Source organism: Dorea sp. D27 (assembly GCF_001185345.1).
Taxonomy (GTDB): Bacteria; Bacillota; Clostridia; order Lachnospirales; family Lachnospiraceae; genus Extibacter.
The window spans coordinates 507,862-527,633 of record NZ_KQ236745.1 but is presented as its reverse complement, the minus strand read 5'-3'; the positions used below and the strand labels follow the sequence as shown (position 1 = coordinate 527,633).

General features: G+C 49.2%; 15 protein-coding genes and 1 pseudogene. 6 read left to right on the top strand and 10 right to left on the bottom strand.

Features of this window, described 5'->3' with window-relative positions; translation table 11 throughout:
• Nucleotides 1-35: 35 nt before the first annotated feature.
• The 4 genes from HMPREF0980_RS13615 to HMPREF0980_RS13600 all read right to left on the bottom strand — a co-directional run bounded on the left by HMPREF0980_RS13615 (nucleotide 36) and on the right by HMPREF0980_RS13600 (nucleotide 5,842).
• Nucleotides 36-2,300 carry a glycogen/starch/alpha-glucan phosphorylase gene (locus HMPREF0980_RS13615; protein ID WP_049729635.1) on the bottom strand — a complete coding sequence of 755 codons (2,265 nt, stop codon included), beginning with the start codon at nucleotides 2,298-2,300 and terminating at the stop codon, nucleotides 36-38.
• A 201-nt stretch (nucleotides 2,301-2,501) separates the two neighbouring features.
• The gene (gene yajC / locus HMPREF0980_RS13610; protein ID WP_049729634.1) at nucleotides 2,502-2,804 is read right to left on the bottom strand and encodes a preprotein translocase subunit YajC; all 303 of its coding nucleotides are present in this window, start codon (nucleotides 2,802-2,804) and stop codon (nucleotides 2,502-2,504) included.
• Between the two features lie 91 nt (nucleotides 2,805-2,895).
• Nucleotides 2,896-4,029 carry a tRNA guanosine(34) transglycosylase Tgt gene (gene tgt, locus HMPREF0980_RS13605; RefSeq protein WP_049729633.1) on the bottom strand — a complete coding sequence of 378 codons (1,134 nt, stop codon included), beginning with the start codon at nucleotides 4,027-4,029 and terminating at the stop codon, nucleotides 2,896-2,898.
• A gap of 28 nt (nucleotides 4,030-4,057) precedes the next feature.
• Entirely contained in the window at nucleotides 4,058-5,842 is a 1,785-nt protein-coding gene (locus HMPREF0980_RS13600) for a L,D-transpeptidase family protein (RefSeq protein WP_049729632.1), read from the bottom strand.
• A 160-nt stretch (nucleotides 5,843-6,002) separates the two neighbouring features.
• Between HMPREF0980_RS13600 and aroC the strand changes: the two genes are divergently transcribed.
• From aroC to HMPREF0980_RS13570, 6 genes are all read left to right on the top strand, one after another.
• Nucleotides 6,003-7,121 (top strand): chorismate synthase, encoded by a 1,119-nt coding sequence (gene aroC, locus HMPREF0980_RS13595; RefSeq protein ID WP_049729631.1) that lies wholly within the window; start codon nucleotides 6,003-6,005, stop codon nucleotides 7,119-7,121.
• Nucleotides 7,122-7,254: 133 nt separating this feature from the next.
• A complete protein-coding gene (locus HMPREF0980_RS13590; protein ID WP_049729630.1) occupies nucleotides 7,255-7,794 on the top strand; it encodes a helix-turn-helix domain-containing protein in 540 nt (179 codons plus the stop codon).
• 22 nt (nucleotides 7,795-7,816) lie between these two features.
• Nucleotides 7,817-8,890, top strand: a complete 1,074-nt coding sequence (locus HMPREF0980_RS13585) for an ABC transporter ATP-binding protein (RefSeq protein ID WP_049729629.1) — start codon at nucleotides 7,817-7,819, stop codon at nucleotides 8,888-8,890.
• On the top strand, nucleotides 8,862-9,710 hold the full coding sequence (locus HMPREF0980_RS13580) for an ABC transporter permease (protein ID WP_049729628.1): 849 nt from the start codon (nucleotides 8,862-8,864) through the stop codon (nucleotides 9,708-9,710). Before HMPREF0980_RS13585 ends, HMPREF0980_RS13580 begins: the two co-directional genes overlap by 29 nt.
• Nucleotides 9,710-11,590, top strand: a complete 1,881-nt coding sequence (locus HMPREF0980_RS13575; protein ID WP_330375915.1) for an extracellular solute-binding protein — start codon at nucleotides 9,710-9,712, stop codon at nucleotides 11,588-11,590. Before HMPREF0980_RS13580 ends, HMPREF0980_RS13575 begins: the two co-directional genes overlap by 1 nt.
• Before the next feature lie 14 nt (nucleotides 11,591-11,604).
• Nucleotides 11,605-12,480 carry an RluA family pseudouridine synthase gene (locus HMPREF0980_RS13570; protein WP_049729626.1) on the top strand — a complete coding sequence of 292 codons (876 nt, stop codon included), beginning with the start codon at nucleotides 11,605-11,607 and terminating at the stop codon, nucleotides 12,478-12,480.
• A gap of 31 nt (nucleotides 12,481-12,511) precedes the next feature.
• Here the strand turns inward: HMPREF0980_RS13570 and HMPREF0980_RS13565 are convergent, their stop codons facing one another.
• From HMPREF0980_RS13565 to HMPREF0980_RS13540, 6 genes and pseudogenes are all read right to left on the bottom strand, one after another.
• Complete coding sequence (locus HMPREF0980_RS13565; protein ID WP_049729625.1) at nucleotides 12,512-14,179, bottom strand: nucleoside kinase; 1,668 nt, start codon at nucleotides 14,177-14,179, stop codon at nucleotides 12,512-12,514.
• 49 nt (nucleotides 14,180-14,228) lie between these two features.
• Nucleotides 14,229-15,008 (bottom strand): Nif3-like dinuclear metal center hexameric protein, encoded by a 780-nt coding sequence (locus tag HMPREF0980_RS13560; protein WP_049729624.1) that lies wholly within the window; start codon nucleotides 15,006-15,008, stop codon nucleotides 14,229-14,231.
• Nucleotides 15,009-15,027: 19 nt separating this feature from the next.
• Entirely contained in the window at nucleotides 15,028-15,720 is a 693-nt protein-coding gene (locus HMPREF0980_RS13555; protein ID WP_049729623.1) for a tRNA (adenine(22)-N(1))-methyltransferase, read from the bottom strand.
• 13 nt (nucleotides 15,721-15,733) lie between these two features.
• Nucleotides 15,734-16,847 (bottom strand): annotated as a pseudogene (gene rpoD / locus HMPREF0980_RS13550) (RNA polymerase sigma factor RpoD).
• Nucleotides 16,848-16,886: 39 nt separating this feature from the next.
• Nucleotides 16,887-18,656, bottom strand: a complete 1,770-nt coding sequence (gene dnaG / locus HMPREF0980_RS13545; RefSeq protein ID WP_049729622.1) for a DNA primase — start codon at nucleotides 18,654-18,656, stop codon at nucleotides 16,887-16,889.
• Nucleotides 18,657-18,761: 105 nt separating this feature from the next.
• Nucleotides 18,762-19,769 carry a deoxyguanosinetriphosphate triphosphohydrolase gene (locus HMPREF0980_RS13540; RefSeq protein WP_049729621.1) on the bottom strand — a complete coding sequence of 336 codons (1,008 nt, stop codon included), beginning with the start codon at nucleotides 19,767-19,769 and terminating at the stop codon, nucleotides 18,762-18,764.
• Between the last annotated feature and the right edge of the window lie 3 nt (nucleotides 19,770-19,772).

Below are 19,772 nucleotides of genomic sequence, written 5' to 3'. Positions count from 1 at the left end.
CCCCTGCGGCTGCAGGGGTCTGACCCCTTTCAAAATTACTGAAGATGCCAGATATCTTTATTATATTCTGCAATTGTTCTGTCAGATGAAAAATAACCTGCTTTTGCAATATTTGTGAGCATTTTCCTGCTCCATGCCTTGCGGTCTGCATAATCTTCATATGCCCGGTTCCTGGCCGCTATATATTCTTTCAGATCCAGCAGTGTCATGAACCAGTCTTTGTAGATCAGTTCCGCGTGTATCTGCAGCAGGTGGTATGGATCCCCTATCCTCATCATCTCAGGGCTTATGATGAAATTGATGAGGGAACGTATCTGTTCGTCATTGATATAATAGTCCGCGGCACGGTAGTCTCCTTTTGCATAATGCTCGATTACCTGGCTGCTGGACTGCCCGAAGATATAGATGTTGTCATCTCCCACCAGCTCATGTATCTCAACGTTCGCTCCGTCCTCCGTACCGAGGGTGACAGCCCCGTTCAGCATGAACTTCATATTTCCGGTGCCAGATGCCTCCTTGGACGCTAGAGATATCTGTTCTGATATGTCGCAGGCCGGTATGAGATGCTCCGCCATCGTAACATTATAATTCTCTACCATAACGACCTGGAGATATGGTGACACCTCCGGGTCATTGTCAACGAGCTCCTGCAGGCAGAGGATTAGGTGGATGATATCCTTGGCAATCTTATACGCCGGAGCCGCCTTAGCCCCAAAGATTACCGTTATCGGTGTCGACGGTATCTTTCCGGCCTTTATCTCCAGATATTTATAGATGACATATAACGCGTTCATCTGCTGCCGCTTATACTCATGAAGCCGTTTCACCTGAATGTCGAAGATAGAGTCCGGGTTCAGCTTGATTCCCTGCGTTTCTTCCAGATAACGTGCAAGCTGCACCTTCTTCTCATGCTTCACATCAAGCAGCTTCTCCAGTGCGATGTCACTCTCGATATGGCGCAGCAGCTTCTCCAGCTTGTTGGCATCTCTTCGGAAATCTTCTTCCACATATCCGCTGATCCACCGAACAAGCTCTTTGTTGCAGTGAAGGAGCCAGCGGCGGAACGTGATTCCGTTCGTCTTATTGTTAAACCGCTCCGGATAGATATCATAGAACGGCTTCAGCTCCGTATTCTTAAGAATCTCGGTATGAAGCGCCGCGACACCGTTGACGCTGTGCCCGTAATGGATATCCATATGGGCCATATGCACCCGGTTCTGCCTGTCGATGATATGCACGTTCTCATCCGGATATTTCCCTTTTATCCGAAGATCCAGCTCTTTTATGACAGGTACGATCTGCGGCGCAACCTGCTCAAGATACGCAAGCGGCCACGTCTCCAACGCCTCCGCCAGAATCGTGTGGTTCGTGTAAGCACATGTCTTCTGAACAATCTCTACCGCCTCGTTGAAATCGATATTCTTCTGTACGAGCAGACGAATCAGCTCGGGTATGACCATGGATGGATGGGTATCGTTGATCTGTATCGCAACATGCTCATGCAGCCTGCGAAGCTCGTAACCGTTTTCTTCGCATTCTTTTAATATGAGCTGGGCACCGCTAGACACCATGAAATACTGCTGATAAATCCTGAGCAGATTTCCCGCCTTATCGCTGTCGTCCGGATAGAGGAACAAAGTAAGGCTGCGGCGGATATCATTTTTATCAAAAGATATACCGTCTCCGACGATATTATCATCCACTCCCTCTACATCAAACAGGTGCAGCTTGTTCTTTCCGCTTTCATAACCCGATATGTCCATGTCATATAGGTGGGAGGTGAGCGTGAAGTCCTTGAAGGGCACCTGGAAGGTCAATCCCGTGTCCGTAAGCCAGCTGTCCTCTCCTATCCACGGATTCGGAAGTTCCTTCTGCTTATGGCCCTCGAATACCTGGCGGAACAATCCAAGGTGGTAATTGAGGCCGATACCGTCGCCTTCAAATCCGAGCGTTGCCACAGAATCCAGGAAACAGGCGGCAAGCCTTCCAAGCCCTCCGTTGCCGAGAGAAGGTTCGGGCTCAACCTCTTCAATCTTCGCCAGCTCCTTTCCGTTCTTAGCAAGCAGCTCTGCCACATCGTCATAGATGCCCAGGTTTATCAGGTTGTTAGACAGCAGCCTTCCTATGAGAAATTCTGCTGAAATATAGTATAATTTCTTTCCTCCTGTATTATACGGCGTACTTTTTAGCTTTTCCTTCGTAAATGCAAGCAGGGCGTAATAGATTTCTGCATCGTTCAAATCTTTGATTTCTCTGCCATATTTTGTTTTTGCAATTGTTTCCAGTCCGTTCAGTTCCATAACTGTCTCCTTCATTCAATCTTCTGAAATGGGTAAATAAACCATTACTACCATAATCTGTATTCATGTATTTGTCAACGATACTTTCTATCCTTAAGTATTCCTGTTTTCACACAAAATATAACCTGGGGCTCATGTAAAGCATCCGCAAAAGGGACGAAAAAAAGGAATCCTTTCCAGGATTCCTCTCATCTCTTGTCCTTATTCCACGCTTGCTTTTTCAACCTGGGCGATTGCCGCTTTCTGCATAGGGATGCGGCAGTTCTTGTTGCTGCCGAACTCCACGATTACGTCATCATCTGTAATATCAATGATTACGCCGTAAAATCCACTAGTAGTAAGTACTGTATCTCCCACTGCCATATCTGCAATCATAGCCTGCAGTCTCTTCTGCTCCTTTTTCTGCGGTCTCATAAAGACAAACCAGAAGCCTCCGAATATCAATACATATACTAAGATGAGTAAAATCCAATTACTCCCGGACTGTGCTGCTAATGCGTACATATCTTATTCCTCCTAATATCTTTAAACACTATTGCTATCATACACAAAAATGCTTTTTTCATCAAGTGCTTTTCCATATTTCATGGAAATTTTATACTTCCCGGCCTGCCATTCGTGTAAGTTTATCTGCCTTATAGTTCCTGAAGCAGCCCCTTTCGACCGCCTCTCGGATCTCTTCCATCATCGTATTGTAAAAATAGAGATTGTGCAGGACGCAGAGCCTCATCCCGAGCATTTCTTTTGCTTTCAGCAGATGCCTGATATATGCCCTTGAATAGGTCCTGCATGCCGGACAGCCACAGCCTTCTTCAATCGGACTGCTGTCCAGCTCATATCTTGCATTGAACAGGTTAAGCTTCCCGTAGTTCGTATACACATGGCCGTGCCGGCCGTTCCTGCTCGGATACACGCAGTCGAAGAAATCTACCCCTCTGTCTACTGCCTCCAGTATATTTGCCGGTGTCCCGACTCCCATCAGGTAGGTCGGCTTGTCGGCAGGCAGATAAGGTACGACGGCATCCAGAATGCGGTACATATCCTCATGAGACTCTCCCACCGCCAGACCGCCTATCGCATATCCGTCCAGGTCCATAGCCGCAATCTCTTTTGCGTGCCGTATGCGGATATCCTCATAGATACCGCCCTGGTTGATACCAAACAGCATCTGCCGCGGATTGATCGTATCCTTCCGGCCGTTCAGACGCCGCATCTCTTCTTTACACCTTCCGAGCCATCTCGTCGTGCGCTCTACGGACTTTTCCATATATGGACGGTCTGCAACGCTGGACGGACATTCGTCAAATGCCATGGCAATGGTAGAAGCCAGATTAGACTGTATCTGCATGCTCTCTTCCGGTCCCATGAATATCTTCCTGCCGTCAATATGGGAATTGAAATACACCCCTTCTTCTTTGATTCTTCTAAGCCCTGCCAGAGAAAAGACCTGGAACCCGCCCGAATCGGTCAGAATCGGCTTGTCCCAGACCATAAATTTATGGAGCCCGCCAAGTTTTTTCACCACATCGTCGCCAGGACGCACATGCAGATGATATGTATTGGAAAGCTCCACCTGTGTCTTTATTCCCTGCAGATCCTCTGTAGAAACCGCGCCCTTAATCGCCGCAGCGGTTCCTACATTCATAAATACAGGAGTCTCGATGACCCCGTGTACTGTCTGCAGCCTTCCTCTTTTGGCAAGACCATCTCGTGCCAACACTTTATACATGATCTTTACCTCTTGCTTTTTATAATTATCAGTAATGCAGAATTACCGGCGTTCCGGCTGAAATCAAATCGTACAGCTGAGACGCTTTGTCATAAGGCATGTTTACACAGCCATGCGAGCCGTTCGTCTGATACCTGGATCCTCCGAATGTCGGCTGCCAGGTGGCATCATGGAATCCGATGCCTCCGTTGAACGGCATCCAGAACTTGACCGGGGACTCGTACTCATATGTCCCGTCCGGCAGCTTCTTGCCCCTGAGCACCTGGTCAAGTGCCTTGTAAGCCAGCGAATACGTCCCCTGCGGGGTTGCGTGCCCTTTGCCCGGATTCCCGGTTACAATTCCGCTCTGAAGCACGACCTGCCCGTTCTGTATAAAATACATCTGCTGGTTCGTAAGGTCTACCTCCGCATACGTGTTTCCGAAATCATTCGTGTCGTGACTCGCTGCGCGGCTCGAATACTCGGGCTCTCTCGTCACCGTCTCTCCGTTCTTGATGTTCGCGGTCAGCGCGTTATATTCAGCCTCCTGGTCAATCCTCCAGCCATAGCTTCCGCCTTCGACCGTGACGCTGTTGCCGCTCGCCGTGGTAAATGTTCTCGTCTTGCCTTTCGTATTATACTTATCGGCCAATGTCTGGATATACGCCTTAACCGCCTCTTCATCGAAGGTAACGTTCATGTCTCCGTCCACCTTCACCCACTGGGAGATTACAGAAGCGTCCACAACCTCTGTGCTTGGACTGAAATCATAAGTAACGCTTGCGCCAAGGTAACTGTTCATAGCGTCCTTTGCCGCGATTACTTCTTTGGAATCCGAGACAAATCTGGGCCTGATATAGCATCCGGCATCCGACAGGTTCAATGTTGACGCAAATCCGTTGATTGCGGCGGCTACCGACTCATTGAACTTCTCTGTGTCAATCTGCGTTCCTATCACTTCCGGCACAACGACAAACTCTGTATCCTTGAATTCCGGATGCGCGTCCACAGACGCTGTCTGGTTCTCCGGGTTCAGGCAGTTCAAATTCTCGACGATACTTTTCAGGGCATTCTCATCATATTTGACACCTACTTCTGCCGTAATCTCCGGATGGTTCCAGAGCGACTCTATCCACAAGAGATTATTCTGTTTTTTGACAAGCTCTTTCAATTCCTTGCCCTGGACATACTCCAGCGAAATATCTGAACCTTTGACCGTCTCCGTTCCTCCGTCCGATTCTTCCAGCGTAAGCACATAGTCGGCAACCTGCTTCTCCATATGCTCTTCCACCTGGCTGACGCTCTTCATCGAAAAGTCCTGTCCGTTTATCTCTGTAAAAAACATAAAATGGCTGCTGAAATAAAGGGCGAACCCGAGATAGATAAGTATAAGCGCTCCAAGAACCGAGGCAGCGATGATTCCTGCCTTCTTTCTCCTTCTGTGCTTCCTTAACTCCTTCTCAGCCTCTGTTTCCTCTTTCTCGCCCTCATCCTCTTCGTCATCGTCCTCAGAATCATATTCTTCAGAATCAACGGCGGCTTCTTCCGCATCAAAATCCTCGTCGTCTACTTCTCCGGCTGCTTCAATATCACTGTCATCAGAAGATATGCCACCGGTGTCAGTATCTTCACTATCCGGCCTGTCATTTTCTTCTTCTGTTTTATCTTCCTGACCAGATTCTTCGTCTGCCTCTTCGGATTCTTCATTCCTATCATCCATTTCTTTAAATTCGTCCGAGTTGTTGATATCGTCAAAGATTTCCTTCATAGTCTCTTCTATGATCTCTTCGGATTCTCTGTCGATATCTTCTGGTCTCTTCTGCATATCTGACATAGTCGTCTACTCCTCATTAAAATATTCACACGCATCTATTATAATATGATGCCTGTCAAAAGTACAGTGCAAATTCGTGAAAAATTGCTGAAGAATTCTTGAAGATTTAGTGATTACGGGTATAATAGGATTATGTATCACACTACAAAGGAGACAAATCATGGCAGGATCAACATACGGAACCTTATTTAAAATCACAACCTGGGGAGAGTCCCACGGCCCGGCCGTCGGCGTTGTTATCGACGGCTGTCCCGCAGGGCTCCCTCTTACCGATACAGATATCCAGGATTACTTAGACCGCCGCAGGCCGGGACAGAGCCGATATACCACTGCACGGAAGGAATCTGACCAGGCAGAGATATTATCCGGCGTATTTGAGGGCAAGACGACTGGCACGCCTATCTCGCTCCTCGTAAAGAATCAGGACCAGCGCTCCCGGGACTACGGTAAGATTATGGACTGCTACCGTCCCGGGCATGCGGATTATACATTCGACTGCAAGTATGGTATACGGGATTACCGCGGAGGCGGCCGTTCCTCCGGACGCGAGACGATCGGCAGGGTTGCCGCCGGAGCTGTCGCATCCCGCCTGCTTGCTTCGCTCGGTATACGTGTCACGGCTTATACGACCGCAATCGGTGATATTACTGTACCCCATTCTGCTTATCATTATGACTGCATCAATGAAAACGCCCTATATATGCCTAATAACGAGTATGCAGCCAAGGCCGCCGCATATCTGGAACAGTGCATCAAAAACCTGGATTCCTCCGGTGGAATTATCGAATGCACTGTAACGGGGATGCCGGCGGGCATAGGGGAAACTGTCTTTGACAAGCTGGATGCCGGCCTGGCCAAAGCAGTTATGTCAGTCGGCGCTGTAAAAGGCGTTGAAATAGGCGATGGTTTTCGCGCCGCGGCCGCTACGGGCAGCACGAACAATGACGCGTTCCGGGCCGCAGACGGACAAGTGACGAAAAAAACAAACCACTCGGGAGGCATCCTTGGCGGCATGAGCGACGGCAGTACCATCCTGCTGCGGGCAGCCGTAAAACCTACGCCTTCCATCGCCAGGCCGCAGGATACCGTCGACAGGTCGGGCCGTAACACTGAAATCACCATTACCGGCCGGCATGATCCCGTCATCGTCCCCCGGGCGGTCGTGGTCATTGAATCTATGGTGGCAGTCACGCTGGCAGATCTGCTGATGTCCAACATGTCCGCCCGGATGGAATGGCTGGAGCGCTTCTACTGCAGTAGGGAAGAGCAGAACTCCTGATGAAGAAGAAATTTCCTAAAAATGATTGCACTTTCTGCCGTTTATAGTATAATAGATTTTGCACGCCAGTTAAGAAATACTAAACTTTATGTTTATTTTTACTTTTACAACCATACATTTACGGAGGACAGTTATGGATATCGGAAAAAAGCTGAAGGAACTACGTATCGCCAAGGACCTGACACAGGAAGAGCTGGCGGACCGCGCCGAGCTTTCCAAGGGTTTTATCTCGCAGCTCGAAAGAGACCTTACCTCCCCTTCCATCGCCACACTCGTGGACCTGCTGCAAGTGCTCGGGACGACCATCAATGAATTTTTCAGCGAGGATCCGGAAGAGCAGATTGTCTTCCACGATGAGGATTACTTTGAAAAGATAGATACAGAACTTAAGAATAAGACAGAATGGATTATTCCGAACGCGCAGAAGAATATGATGGAGCCAATCCGGCTGACGCTTGAACCGGGCGGTTCCACTTACCTGGACGTCCCTCATGAGGGGGAAGAGTTTGGCTATGTGCTCAAGGGAAGCATCAAGATTCACATCGGCAAAAAGATATACAGTGCCAGGAAGGGGGAAGCCTTTTATTTTACCCCTCACTCCGAACACTATATAGAAGGAAATAAAACGACAGGGGCAACTGTCATATGGGTGAGTACCCCGCCAAGTTTTTAAATATACGAATCAGGAGGAAGCTATGTCTAACAAATTAATTGATATTGTAAATGTCTCTAAATCTTTCGGGGATAACCTTGTGCTCGATGACTTGAATCTGTATATAAGGGAAAACGAATTTTTAACGCTGCTCGGCCCGAGCGGCTGTGGTAAGACTACTCTTCTGAGGATTATCGGCGGGTTCGAGTCTCCTGATACCGGAAAGGTAATCTTCGACGGGAAGAATATTACAGACCTTGCGCCAAATAAGCGCCAGCTGAATACGGTATTTCAGAAGTATGCCCTCTTTACCAATATGACGATTGCAGAAAATATCGCTTTCGGACTGAAAATCAAAGGTAAGACAAAGTCCTATATCAATGACAAGATCCGCTATGCCCTAAAGCTTGTCAATCTGGAAGGCTTCGAGGACCGGACACCCGACTCTTTAAGCGGCGGCCAGCAGCAGCGGATCGCCATCGCGCGAGCCATTGTAAATGAACCGAAAGTTCTTCTTCTCGACGAACCTCTTGGGGCGCTGGACTTGAAGCTGCGCCAGGATATGCAGTATGAGCTTATCCGGTTGAAAAATGAACTCGGCATCACATTCGTCTATGTCACCCATGACCAGGAGGAAGCGCTTACCATGTCAGATACCATCGTCGTCATGAACCAGGGGTACATTCAGCAGATCGGTACGCCGGAGGACATATATAATGAGCCGAAGAATGCCTTCGTTGCTGACTTCATCGGAGAAAGCAATATACTCCCGGCAACGATGGTTCAGGATAAGCTTGTAAAAATACTTGGAGCCAGCTTCCCATGTGTTGACGTCGGCTTTGGCAGAAACCGGCCTGTGGATGCCGTCATCCGCCCCGAGGACATTGACCTTGTGAAGCCGGAAGATGGCATTATCGAAGGGGTAGTGACCCATCTTATCTTCAAAGGGGTACATTACGAGATGGAAGTGACGGCCAATAACTTCGAGTGGCTCGTACACAGCACGGACATGGTTGAAGTAGGGACCGAAGTAGGGATACAGGTGGATCCTTTTGATATACAGATAATGAAAAAACCTGAATCTGAAGATGCGGAGGCGGTTACCATTGAAGAATAAACATAAGAAAATGAAGCAGCTGCTGGCAGGGCCTTATATGTTCTGGTGTGCCGCTTTTATCATCATACCTCTGCTCATGATTTTGTATTATGGGTTCACGGACAAAGACGGAGGGTTCACTTTTCTCAATATTGCCAGGATAACAACGCCAGAGAATTTAAAAGCGCTAGGGCTGGCGCTGCTGCTCTCTTTCGTCAGCACGGTGTTCTGCCTTATCCTTGCCTATCCGCTCTCCATGATACTTACGAATCTGGGGGTGAACCAGCAGAGCTTTATCGTACTGATCTTCATCCTTCCTATGTGGATGAATTTCCTTCTGCGCACGCTGGCTTGGCAGAACCTGCTGGAAAAAAACGGTATCATCAATGTCGTCCTGGAGTTCCTGCATCTGCCGTCGCTGGATATTATCAATACGCCGTATGCCATCGTACTTGGCATGGTTTATAATTTCCTGCCGTTCATGGTACTGCCCATATATAACGTACTGTCTAAGATAGACAAAGACATTATTGCTGCTGCCAGAGACCTTGGTGCCAACAGCGTCCAGACGTTCCTGCGCATCATCCTCCCCTTAAGCGTACCGGGCATCATTAGCGGGGTTACGATGGTATTCGTCCCGGCTCTTACTACATTTGTAATCTCTGACCTGCTCGGAGGGAGCAAGATACTGCTCATCGGCAATGTCATCGAACAGGAGTTCAAGCAGGGAAGCAACTGGCATGTAGGTTCCGGGCTTTCACTCGTACTTATGGTATTCATTATCATAAGCATGGCGCTTATCGCCAAATATGACAAAGACGGGGAGGGGACAGCATTTTGATGAAGAGCGTATTACAGAGAATCTATCTTACCCTTATCCTGATCCTTCTTTACGCGCCGATCGTAACCTTGATGATACTGTCGTTCAACAAGTCCAAGTCACGATCCAAATGGGGAGGATTTACAACAAAATGGTATGTGGAATTGTTCCGCAACGACCAGATAATGAATGCTTTATATACGACGCTTATCATCGCGCTGCTCTCCGCCCTGATAGCCACTGTCATCGGAACAGCCGCCGCTATCGGAATCCAGGCGCTTCGGAACAGGTTCCGTACATTTATGATGGGAGTCACCAACATACCGATGCTGAACGCGGATATCGTGACAGGTATCTCACTCATGCTTCTGTTCATCGCATTCCGCTTCTCCCTCGGTTTTTCTACGATTCTGCTGGCACATATAACGTTTAATATCCCTTATGTCATATTGAGTGTCACGCCGAAGCTGAAACAGACGAACAAGAGCACCTATGAGGCGGCGCTGGACCTGGGAGCCTCTCCTGTCCACGCATTTTTCAAAGTCGTATTTCCAGATATCCTCCCCGGTGTATCCTCCGGTTTTCTCCTGGCCTTTACGATGTCGCTGGATGATTTCATCATCACGCATTTTACAAAGGGGCCGGGAGTGGACACCCTGTCCACAAAGATATACAGTGAAGTGCGCAAGGGAATCAAGCCTGAGATGTACGCCCTTTCTACCATCATGTTTGTCACCGTGCTTCTCCTGCTCATCCTCGTAAACATATCTCCTGAGGAGAAGCAAGGCCGTAGGCGTGAACCTGTAAGGCAGCGGCGCAGGCATAAGATTAGCCGCCTCCTCTTCCGTAAAGTCGTTCCGGTCATGATGGCGGTGGTCGTAATCGTAGGAGGCGTCTTCTACGGTTCCAGGACAGACACCGGCGGAGATAACCAGGTCATCGTCTACAATTGGGGAGAATACCTGGATCCGGACGCGATTGCCATATTTGAAGAAGAGACGGGCATCGATGTCGTCTATGAGGAATATGAGACAAATGAAATCATGTATCCGAAGATACAGTCAGGCGCGATTGCGTACGACGTTGTCTGCCCTTCTGATTATATGATTCAGCGGATGATAGAAAATGACCTGCTCGCTGAGATTGATTTCAGCAATATACCTAATATAAAAGAAATTGGTGACACCTATATGGGGATGTCCCGCCAGTTCGACCCCGATAACAAGTATTCTGTCCCTTACACATGGGGAACCGTAGGTATCCTGTACAATAAGACGATGGTGGATGAACCAATCGACAGCTGGAGCGTGCTCTGGGATGAGAGATACAGAGATAACATACTGATGCAGGACAGCGTCAGGGACGCTTTCGGAATCACATTGAAATATCTCGGCTTCTCATTGAACTCCACGGACCTGGATGAACTGGAAGCGGCCAAGAAGCTGTTGATCCAGCAGAAACCGCTCGTACAGGCTTATGTCATAGATCAGGTCCGCGATAAGATGATCGGCAATGAAGCGGCCATCGGCGTCATCTATTCCGGGGAGGCCATATACACTCAGTGGGAGAATCCGGACCTTCAATATGTCATACCAAAGGAAGGCTCTAATGTATGGGTTGATTCCTGGGTTATCCCTAAGAATGCAAAGCACAAGGAAAACGCGGAAACGTTCATCAACTTCCTGTGCCGCCCGGATATCGCCAAGATGAACTTCGACTATATCACCTACTCCACCCCGAACGTGGGAGGACGCGCGCTGATTGAGGATGAATCGCTCCGGGACAATCCGATAGCCTTCCCCCCTGCAGAGGATCTGGACAGATGTGAGACGTTCCGATTCCTCGGGGACGAAAACGATGCCATATACAATGAATTGTGGCGGGAAGTAAAATCTAAGTAGCAAAGAGGTGCAGTATGGAACGGGTACTTGACTACAGCATATCAAAAGAATATGAAGGGATGGATATCCTCGGCTTTCTAAAAAGCCGGGGATATTCTCGTACCATAATCACCCATCTGAAACGGACGCCGGACGGCATCGTCCGCAATGGGGCATGGGCCAGGACCGGAGATACCCTTGCAGTCGGGGACAAGCTTATGGTTAGCATACAGGAAAGGGAAGGGTCCTCCGGTATTCTGCCGGTTCCCCTTCCCTTACATATTATGTATGAAGACGAAGATATCCTCGTCATTGACAAACCGGCCGGCATGCCCATCCACCCGTCCCATGGCAATCACGACAACACGCTGGCCAACGCCCTCGTCTCCTATTACAACACCAAGGGCATTTCCTTTACATACCGCTGTATCAACAGACTGGATAAGAATACGAGCGGACTTCTCATCGTGGCGAAACACATGCTGAGCGCCTCTCTTCTGTCTGCCATGATAAAAGAGAGGCGCATCGGCCGTGAATACCTGGCACTGGCTTCAGGCCTGACCCCGGCTGAAGGGACGATTACAGCCCCTATCGCCCGCCGTTCCGGGTCCACCATCGAACGATGTGTAGATACATCGGACGGTGAATACGCCTGCACCCATTTTAGACGGCTCGATTACAGAGATGGGTATTCTCTTCTGTCTGTCACGCTTGATACCGGGCGCACGCACCAGATACGCGTGCACCTAAAGCATATCGGGCATCCTCTTCCGGGTGATTTCCTGTATCATCCCGACTATACTGTGATAAGCCGGCAGGCGCTCCATTCCCACCGGCTCACATTTACACATCCTATTACGGGTGAAACGATGCAGTTCCTCTCTCCGCTTCCGGACGATATGAAGCTGTAATTCTCCCTTCGGAGTCCTTCCTATCTGTTCCTTACACGTTAAAGCAGCCTCCGCCGATAAATTCTCTGAGCAGGGAATTTGTCGGCACATACTCACTTCCAATCCCCACAAAATAATCGAGGAATTTCAGAAGCCTTTTTGCCTCTATATATTCCACGGAGTCCTTCTCGATGCCAAACAAAAGAGCCTCCACATACGGCTTCAGGACCGCAAGCTCATAGATGAGGGCAGAATTGAACATCACGTCCGCCTCTTCCTGGAACGGAAATATGTTCCGCTCCTCTCCCCTCCTCACGGATGGCCACATGCTGATAGTCCTTCTGGCAGACGAACCGCGGGTCCTTGCATCTCGTACGATTCTGCGTATCAGCCTGCCGTCAGTGGTCGGAATCCTGTTGTGCTCATCGATATTCAGCTGCGTCAGGCCACTGATATATATCTTATATTTGTTCTCATCCGCCAGCTGTTCGGTAAGCTTTGGATTCAGACAGTGGATTCCTTCGATTACAAGCACGTCGTTCTCTCCGAGCTTCTTAGGCTTGTTCGTATACTCCTTATGTCCCGTTACGAAATTAAAATTCGGAATGATAACTTCTTTTCCCTCTGTCAGCTCACGAAGCTGTCTGTTAAACAGATCCACGTCCACGGCCTCAAGGCACTCGAAATCATAATTTCCGTCCGCATCCTTCGGATTGTCCTCTCTCTCCACAAAATAATTGTCCACGGCTATCGGATGCGGAACGAGCCCGTTTGCCCGAAGCTGGATGGAGAGCCTGTGTGAAAATGTCGTTTTTCCGGATGAGGACGGGCCGGCGATAAGGACAAATTTAATCTCCGGACGCCCTGCTATCTCTGAAGCTATGTCTGCAATCTTCTTCTCCTGCATCGCCTCCTGAACGAGCACCACTTCCCGTACATCGCTCTTCGTTATCTTGTCGTTCAGCGCACCGACTGTCTCGATGCCTTGTATATCGCCCCACTTTGTAGATTCTTTAAGCACCTGGAATAACTTGTTCTGCGGTTCGAACGGAGGGACGATATCCGGCGCCTCTTCCACCGGCATCTGTACGACAAACCCTTCATCATACAGGTACAGTTTAAAATACTTCAGATAACCGGCGCTCGGAACCATGTATCCGTAGTAATAGTCTTCAAATTCATTCATGCTGTATATATTGACCTTCGACACTCTCCTATATTCAAACAGCCTCTCCTTATCCCGCATTCCATGCTGGCGGAACAGCGCGACAGCATCGTCCGTATGGATGCTTCTTTTATGGATAGGCATATCCATCTCGACCATCTCGCGCATACGCGCCTCTACTTTATCAAGAAAATCCTGGTTCAATTCGATATCTCCTTCTACCGTGCAGAAATATCCTTTGCTCACCGCGAAATGGATTCTCACTTTGTCGATGGCCTCGTGGTTGGCCACGTCATAGACAGCCTTTACAAGCATCAGGCTCATGCTTCTCTTGTACGTCTTATGACCGATATTCTCCGCAGTCGTCACAAAGCTGACTACACAATCGGATTTTAACGGCTTATAAAGCTCCTGAAGTCGACCGTTCACAAATATCAGCACGATGTCATAAGGATAATCCTTCTGGTATTCCCGGGCAATCTGCTCATATGTAGTCCCGCTCTCATAGCGCTTTATCTCGTCCCCTATCTGTACGCTGTACAATTCCTTATCCATATCTTCCTCCTTCTCCCGTCATCCGTCCTGTGGTTACGTCGTGCAAAGCTCAAATGATTACAAACGGATGCCGGATGGGTGCGGCAGCCACTTCTATACCTTGGGCATGCTCTTCCAGATATCTTTTCATATCTTCAACAAAGATATGTTCCACCCCATAATGCCCGGCATCTATAATGCAGAGTCCTTCCGCCACCGCGTCAATGCCCGTATGATGGTCGATATCCCCAGTGACAAGTACGTCTGCTTTCTTGCCGAGCGCTGCTCCAATCATGCTTTTGCCCGCTCCCGGCGATATGGCTACTCTCTTGATCCTGCGCCCGAGCTCCCCGAACACCTTGACCGGTCCCGGGTTGAAGCTGGCCTTTACCGCCTCGGCACATTCTGCAAGCGATATGGACTCCTCTAAATCAGCCACTCTGCCGATTCCTTCCTGGCTTCCGTCATCCCAAGTCACTTCCAGCACTTCGGCATCGTGAAGATGGAGCATCCTTCCGGACAGATCCGCCATACCGAGTACATCATAATTTGTATGCATCGCATAATAAGATATGTCATTCTGCAGCAGTTTGATAATACGCCGCCCGATAAAGTCACGGTTTGTCACCTGCCTGAGACCGCCGAATATGAGAGGATGATGGGTGATAAGCATATCCGCCCCCTGTTCCGCCGCTGCTTCTACGACCTCGTCCGTCGCATCCAGAGCGATGTAGATACGTGTTACTTCCTTGTCGTCCCTGCCCGCAAGCAGTCCTACGTTATCCCAGTCAAGCGCGTACTTTTCCGGATAGCTCTTCTCTATAATATCTATGATTTCCTGGCAAAGCATACCAAAACCTTCCTCTCTGCTATCTATAGTGGTCAAGAGCCTCATCTATAAGGCGAAGCTCCTTTTCGATCTCGCTTTCGCGCTCTCTGGAGCGCGCGTTTCTGCTGCCGCCCAGCCGGACAGCTATATCATTCTTTATACGCTTCTCCCTCAGCAGATATTCCTTTAATACTGGATGCCGCTGTTCCAACAGCAGCTTTCCATAGAGCAGCTCTGCCTCCGTATATACCCCTGCGGTTCCGTGCACTACTTTCATCATGGGATAGTACTTTCCTTCTTCCTCCACCATATCTTCTTCCGCTATGGAAAAGCCATGGCTGACCAGATAGCTCCGTACCTTTTTGATTTCAGACTGGGGCTGGAGAATCAGCTCTTTCATCTGCCCGGTCACTGCTTTCCCGGCTTCCAGTATCCTGATGATTAGCCCCCCGCCCATTCCGGCCGCTATCATCGTGTCTGCCTCTCCCGGCCTGACCGCCTCCAGCCCGTCCGAACGTCTCGTCTCAATCTGGCCGGCCGCGCCGCTCTCCTGAATATGTATCCTGGCCCTCTCAAGCGGTCCTGCATTGATATCCGAGGCAATCGCCTTCCTGGCGGTTCCAGACATGATAAGATATATTGGTATATATCCGTGGTCAGTACCGATATCTGCAACAGAGGCGCCCTCTGTCACAAGACCGGCTACTGCACGCAGTCTTTTTGATAGTTCCATAGGCGCCTCTTCCTTAATCCAGATAATCTCTTAATTTTCTGCTGCGGCTCGGATGACGAAGCTTTCTGAGCGCTTTCGCCTCAATCTGACGGATTCTTTCCCTCGTTACGTCAAATTCCTTGCCTACTTCCTCCAGCGTGCGGGCCCGTCCATCATTCATGCCGAATCTCAGGCGGAGCACCTTCTGTTCCCTCTCTGTCAATGTATCCAGCACCTCGTCAAGCTGCTCTTTCAGAAGTGTCTGAGCCGCTGCCTCCGCAGGTACGGGTACGTTGTCATCCTGTATGAAATCGCCGAGATGGCTGTCTTCTTCCTCACCAATCGGCGTCTCAAGCGACACCGGCTCCTGGGAGATTTTTAAGGATTTCCCTCACTCTCTCCACCGGCATGTCCAGTTCGGCCGCAATCTCCTCCGGCGTAGGTTCTCTTCCCAGTTCCTGCAACAATTGTCTGGACACACGGATCAGCTTGTTGATCGTCTCTACCATATGGACCGGAATCCGGATGGTTCTTGCCTGGTCGGCAATCGCTCTGGTAATCGCCTGACGGATCCACCACGTGGCATACGTGCTGAACTTGAACCCTTTATGGTAATCAAATTTTTCTACCGCTTTGATCAGTCCCAGGTTCCCTTCCTGAATCAGGTCAAGAAACAGCATCCCCCGCCCTACATAACGCTTGGCGATACTGACTACAAGACGAAGGTTCGCTTCTGCCAGCCTCTTTTTGGCCTCCTCGTCCCCGTCTGCCATCCGTTTTGCAAGGTCGACTTCCTCATCCGCCGTAAGAAGCGGAACTTTACCTATTTCTTTCAGATACATGCGGACAGGATCTTCTATGCTGATACCGTCCGGAACAGAGAGATCTATTTTCTCAACATCTACCTCATCTTCTTCGGAGATGATGATATCTGCGTCGTCGATATCATCGTCGTCCCCGCTGATGCGCAGCACATCGATATTGTTTGTTTCCAGGTGCTCAAACACTCTTTCCATCTGTTCGGATTCAAGTTCCATGTCAGAGAAGAAATCGTTGATCTCCTGAAGCTCCAGAATACTTTTCTTCTTTTTTCCGAGAGATACCAGTTCTTTTAATTTCTCCTCAAATTTCACTGTGTTTTCTTCCATGTAGTGTCCATCCTCTCATTGCTTGTTTATATTTTATCCTTAATTGACAGAAATATGCAGTTTTTCAAGGCCCTGCAAGGCTCTTTTGTCTTCCATCAACTGTTGTAGTCCCTGGATATCCGTAGGTTCCAGATTCCGTGTGGCCTCCTCGATACCGTGGCTTTTGACCCGTATTACCGTTTCCTTCAGTGCTTTTTCCTGCTCAGCGGCCGTTGAAAGTTCTTTGATCTTCGTGTGGAACAGTCCTGCAACCTCCCGGTGCTCTTCCTCATCCGTGAAATGATTCATAAGCTTTGCAGGATTCACTTCTCCTGCATCATACTGTTCATACAGAAGCTGTGCAACCGTCCGGTACAGCCCTCCCGAGAAATCCGAAGGCTTGATATATTTTTCAATCTGCCGGAAGATGCTCTCTTCCTCAATCAGCCACGTAAGCAGTATTTTCTGGGATTTGACAATACCATTTTCCTTCTCCCGTCCAGACGCTGTCTTTGCCCTGACGACAGGCTTCGCAAGCCCTTTCTGGATTGCCATCTTCCCGACCAGCTTTCTCAAATCTTCGTAGCCGACGTGATATGCGCCCGCTACTGCTTCTATGTAATTATTCCGTTCAATCTCCTCGTCAAACTCTGTAAGCCTTGTGGCTGCCGCCCGCATGAATTCCGTCTTGCCTTCCGGAGACTTCATGTCATACTGCTTCTCCAGAATTTCCAGGCCGAACATGAATCCGTTCCGTGCCTTGCCAATCCGTTCCTCGAAAGCCTCCGCTCCCAGGTTCTTGATGAACTCATCCGGGTCTTTGTACGGTTCCATGCGGATAACCCTGGCAGTGATTCCAGCTTCTTTTAGAATAGGCGCGGCCCTGAGCGCCGCTTTGGTCCCCGCCTCATCGCTGTCATAGGTCAGATACACTTCTTCGACATACCTCCGGATGAGGGAAGCATGTCCCGAAGTAAGCGCTGTCCCCAGCGAAGCTACCGCATTGCCGAATCCGGCCTGGTGCAGAGATATCACGTCCATATACCCCTCGCAGAGCAGAAAATAAGGTTTCCTGAAGGTTCTTGCCCTGTTGAGCCCATACAGGTTTCTGCTCTTATCAAATATCATCGTCTCCGGAGAGTTGAGGTATTTAGGCTGTCCGTCGCCCATCACACGGCCCCCGAATCCAATGACCTTGCTGTTCGCGTCCATGATTGGAAACATGACTCGGTTCCAGAACTTGTCATAAGGACCGCTTCGTTCGTTAAACGCAATCAGTCCCGCCTTAAACAATATGTCGTCTGAGTACCCTTTAGACTTCAAGTATCTGTACAGTTCTTTCCCGGACTTGCCGGAATACCCAAGTCCGAAAGCGCGTATCGTGTCGTCACTCAGCTCCCGGCGTTTCAGATAGTCTAACGCATGCTCACCTCTTGCGTCTTTCAGCTGCGCATAATAAAACTGTGCCGCCAGCTTATTGATTTCCAGCAGAGTCGTCCTCACCCCCGCCTTTTTCTTCGCCTCTTCGGAATCGTCCTGCTCCGGCAGCTCGACGCCTGCGCGTTCCGCCAGATAACGGAGCGCTTCCACAAATGTATAATTTTCATATTCCATTATGAAAGTAAAGACGTTTCCTCCGGCACCGCACCCGAAGCAGTAATACATCTGCTTCTGTCTGCTGACTGAAAATGACGGCGACTTTTCATTATGAAACGGACATAATCCAAAATAGGAACTTCCTTTTTTCTGCAGTTTCACATAACCTGAAATCACATCTACTATGTCATTTTTTGCTCTCACTTCTTCAATCAGATCATCTGAATAATACATCGTTCCTCCTATATTTACGCTGAGATACCCGGCGCAGAATCATTTATACTGCTCCGGGTAAAAATGTCCTCATATATAGTATTCGACAAAACCATTAGATTTCCTTTAAATTTTCCAAGATTCCGGTACAAAAAATTCTTCAAACTTCTTTACTGCGTATGTATCCGTCATTCCGGCAATGTAATCACACACGATCTGTTCCCTGCTCACCCCGTTTGCATCCATCATGGACAGATACTGCCCGGGCAGAAGCTCCATATGCCTTATATAATACTCATACAAGTTGGTAATCATATTGACAGCCTTGACTTCTTCTCCCTTTGCCGTAGGATTCTGGTATACATTCTCAAACATGAATCTCCGGAGGCCAAGCGTAGCTTCCCGCACCTCCTGTGACATGCTGATCTTTGGCTGGTTCATACTGTTGGTGATGACATTGTGAATCATCGTGTCGAGCCTCACTTTGGTCGTATTGCCCAGTATATCCGTGTATCTGGCGGGAATATCCTCCTCTTTCAGGATGCCTCCCCGCACGGCATCATCTATGTCATGGTTGATATAGGCAATCTTATCCGACAGCTGTACAATCTGCCCTTCCAGCGTGTGGGGGCTGCCGCTGGACTTATGGTTTAATACTCCGTCGAGGACCTCCCACGTGAGGTTCAGGCCTTCCCCCTGCTTTTCCAGGCATTCGACTACTCTGACACTCTGTTCATTGTGGCGGAACCCATCTGGATTAACATCGTTTAACGCCCTCTCTCCCGCATGGCCGAAGGGCGTATGCCCAAGATCATGGCCCAGTGCGATAGCCTCCACCAAATCTTCGTTCAAGCGCAGCGCCTTTGCCACCGTCCTGGCATTCTGCGACACTTCCAGCGTGTGGGTAAGCCTCGTGCGGTAGTGATCCCCTTTCGGAAGCAGAAACACCTGCGTCTTCTGTTTCAGCCTCCGGAACGCCTTACAGTGCAGGATTCTGTCTCTGTCCCTCTGGAATACGGGCCGGATATCACATTCTTCCTCTTCCTTCTTCCTTCCCCGGGAATCCTTGCTCAGTGCGGCATATGGACTCAAATATTCGATTTCCCTTCGTTCCAGCTGTTCCCTGATTGTCATCCT

Coding starts and splice junctions, on each gene's coding strand:
- HMPREF0980_RS13615 (WP_049729635.1), bottom strand. CDS start 2,300: ATGGAACTGAACGGACTGGAAACAATTGCAAAAACAAAATATGGCAGA.
- yajC (WP_049729634.1), bottom strand. CDS start 2,804: ATGTACGCATTAGCAGCACAGTCCGGGAGTAATTGGATTTTACTCATC.
- HMPREF0980_RS13555 (WP_049729623.1), bottom strand. CDS start 15,720: ATGGAACTATCAAAAAGACTGCGTGCAGTAGCCGGTCTTGTGACAGAG.
- HMPREF0980_RS13540 (WP_049729621.1), bottom strand. CDS start 19,769: ATGACAATCAGGGAACAGCTGGAACGAAGGGAAATCGAATATTTGAGT.
- HMPREF0980_RS13590 (WP_049729630.1), top strand. CDS start 7,255: ATGGATATCGGAAAAAAGCTGAAGGAACTACGTATCGCCAAGGACCTG.
- tgt (WP_049729633.1), bottom strand. CDS start 4,029: ATGTATAAAGTGTTGGCACGAGATGGTCTTGCCAAAAGAGGAAGGCTG.
- HMPREF0980_RS13565 (WP_049729625.1), bottom strand. CDS start 14,179: ATGGATAAGGAATTGTACAGCGTACAGATAGGGGACGAGATAAAGCGC.
- HMPREF0980_RS13560 (WP_049729624.1), bottom strand. CDS start 15,008: ATGCTTTGCCAGGAAATCATAGATATTATAGAGAAGAGCTATCCGGAA.
- HMPREF0980_RS13600 (WP_049729632.1), bottom strand. CDS start 5,842: ATGTCAGATATGCAGAAGAGACCAGAAGATATCGACAGAGAATCCGAA.
- HMPREF0980_RS13570 (WP_049729626.1), top strand. CDS start 11,605: ATGGAACGGGTACTTGACTACAGCATATCAAAAGAATATGAAGGGATG.
- HMPREF0980_RS13585 (WP_049729629.1), top strand. CDS start 7,817: ATGTCTAACAAATTAATTGATATTGTAAATGTCTCTAAATCTTTCGGG.
- aroC (WP_049729631.1), top strand. CDS start 6,003: ATGGCAGGATCAACATACGGAACCTTATTTAAAATCACAACCTGGGGA.
- HMPREF0980_RS13575 (WP_330375915.1), top strand. CDS start 9,710: ATGAAGAGCGTATTACAGAGAATCTATCTTACCCTTATCCTGATCCTT.
- dnaG (WP_049729622.1), bottom strand. CDS start 18,656: ATGTATTATTCAGATGATCTGATTGAAGAAGTGAGAGCAAAAAATGAC.
- HMPREF0980_RS13580 (WP_049729628.1), top strand. CDS start 8,862: ATGCGGAGGCGGTTACCATTGAAGAATAAACATAAGAAAATGAAGCAG.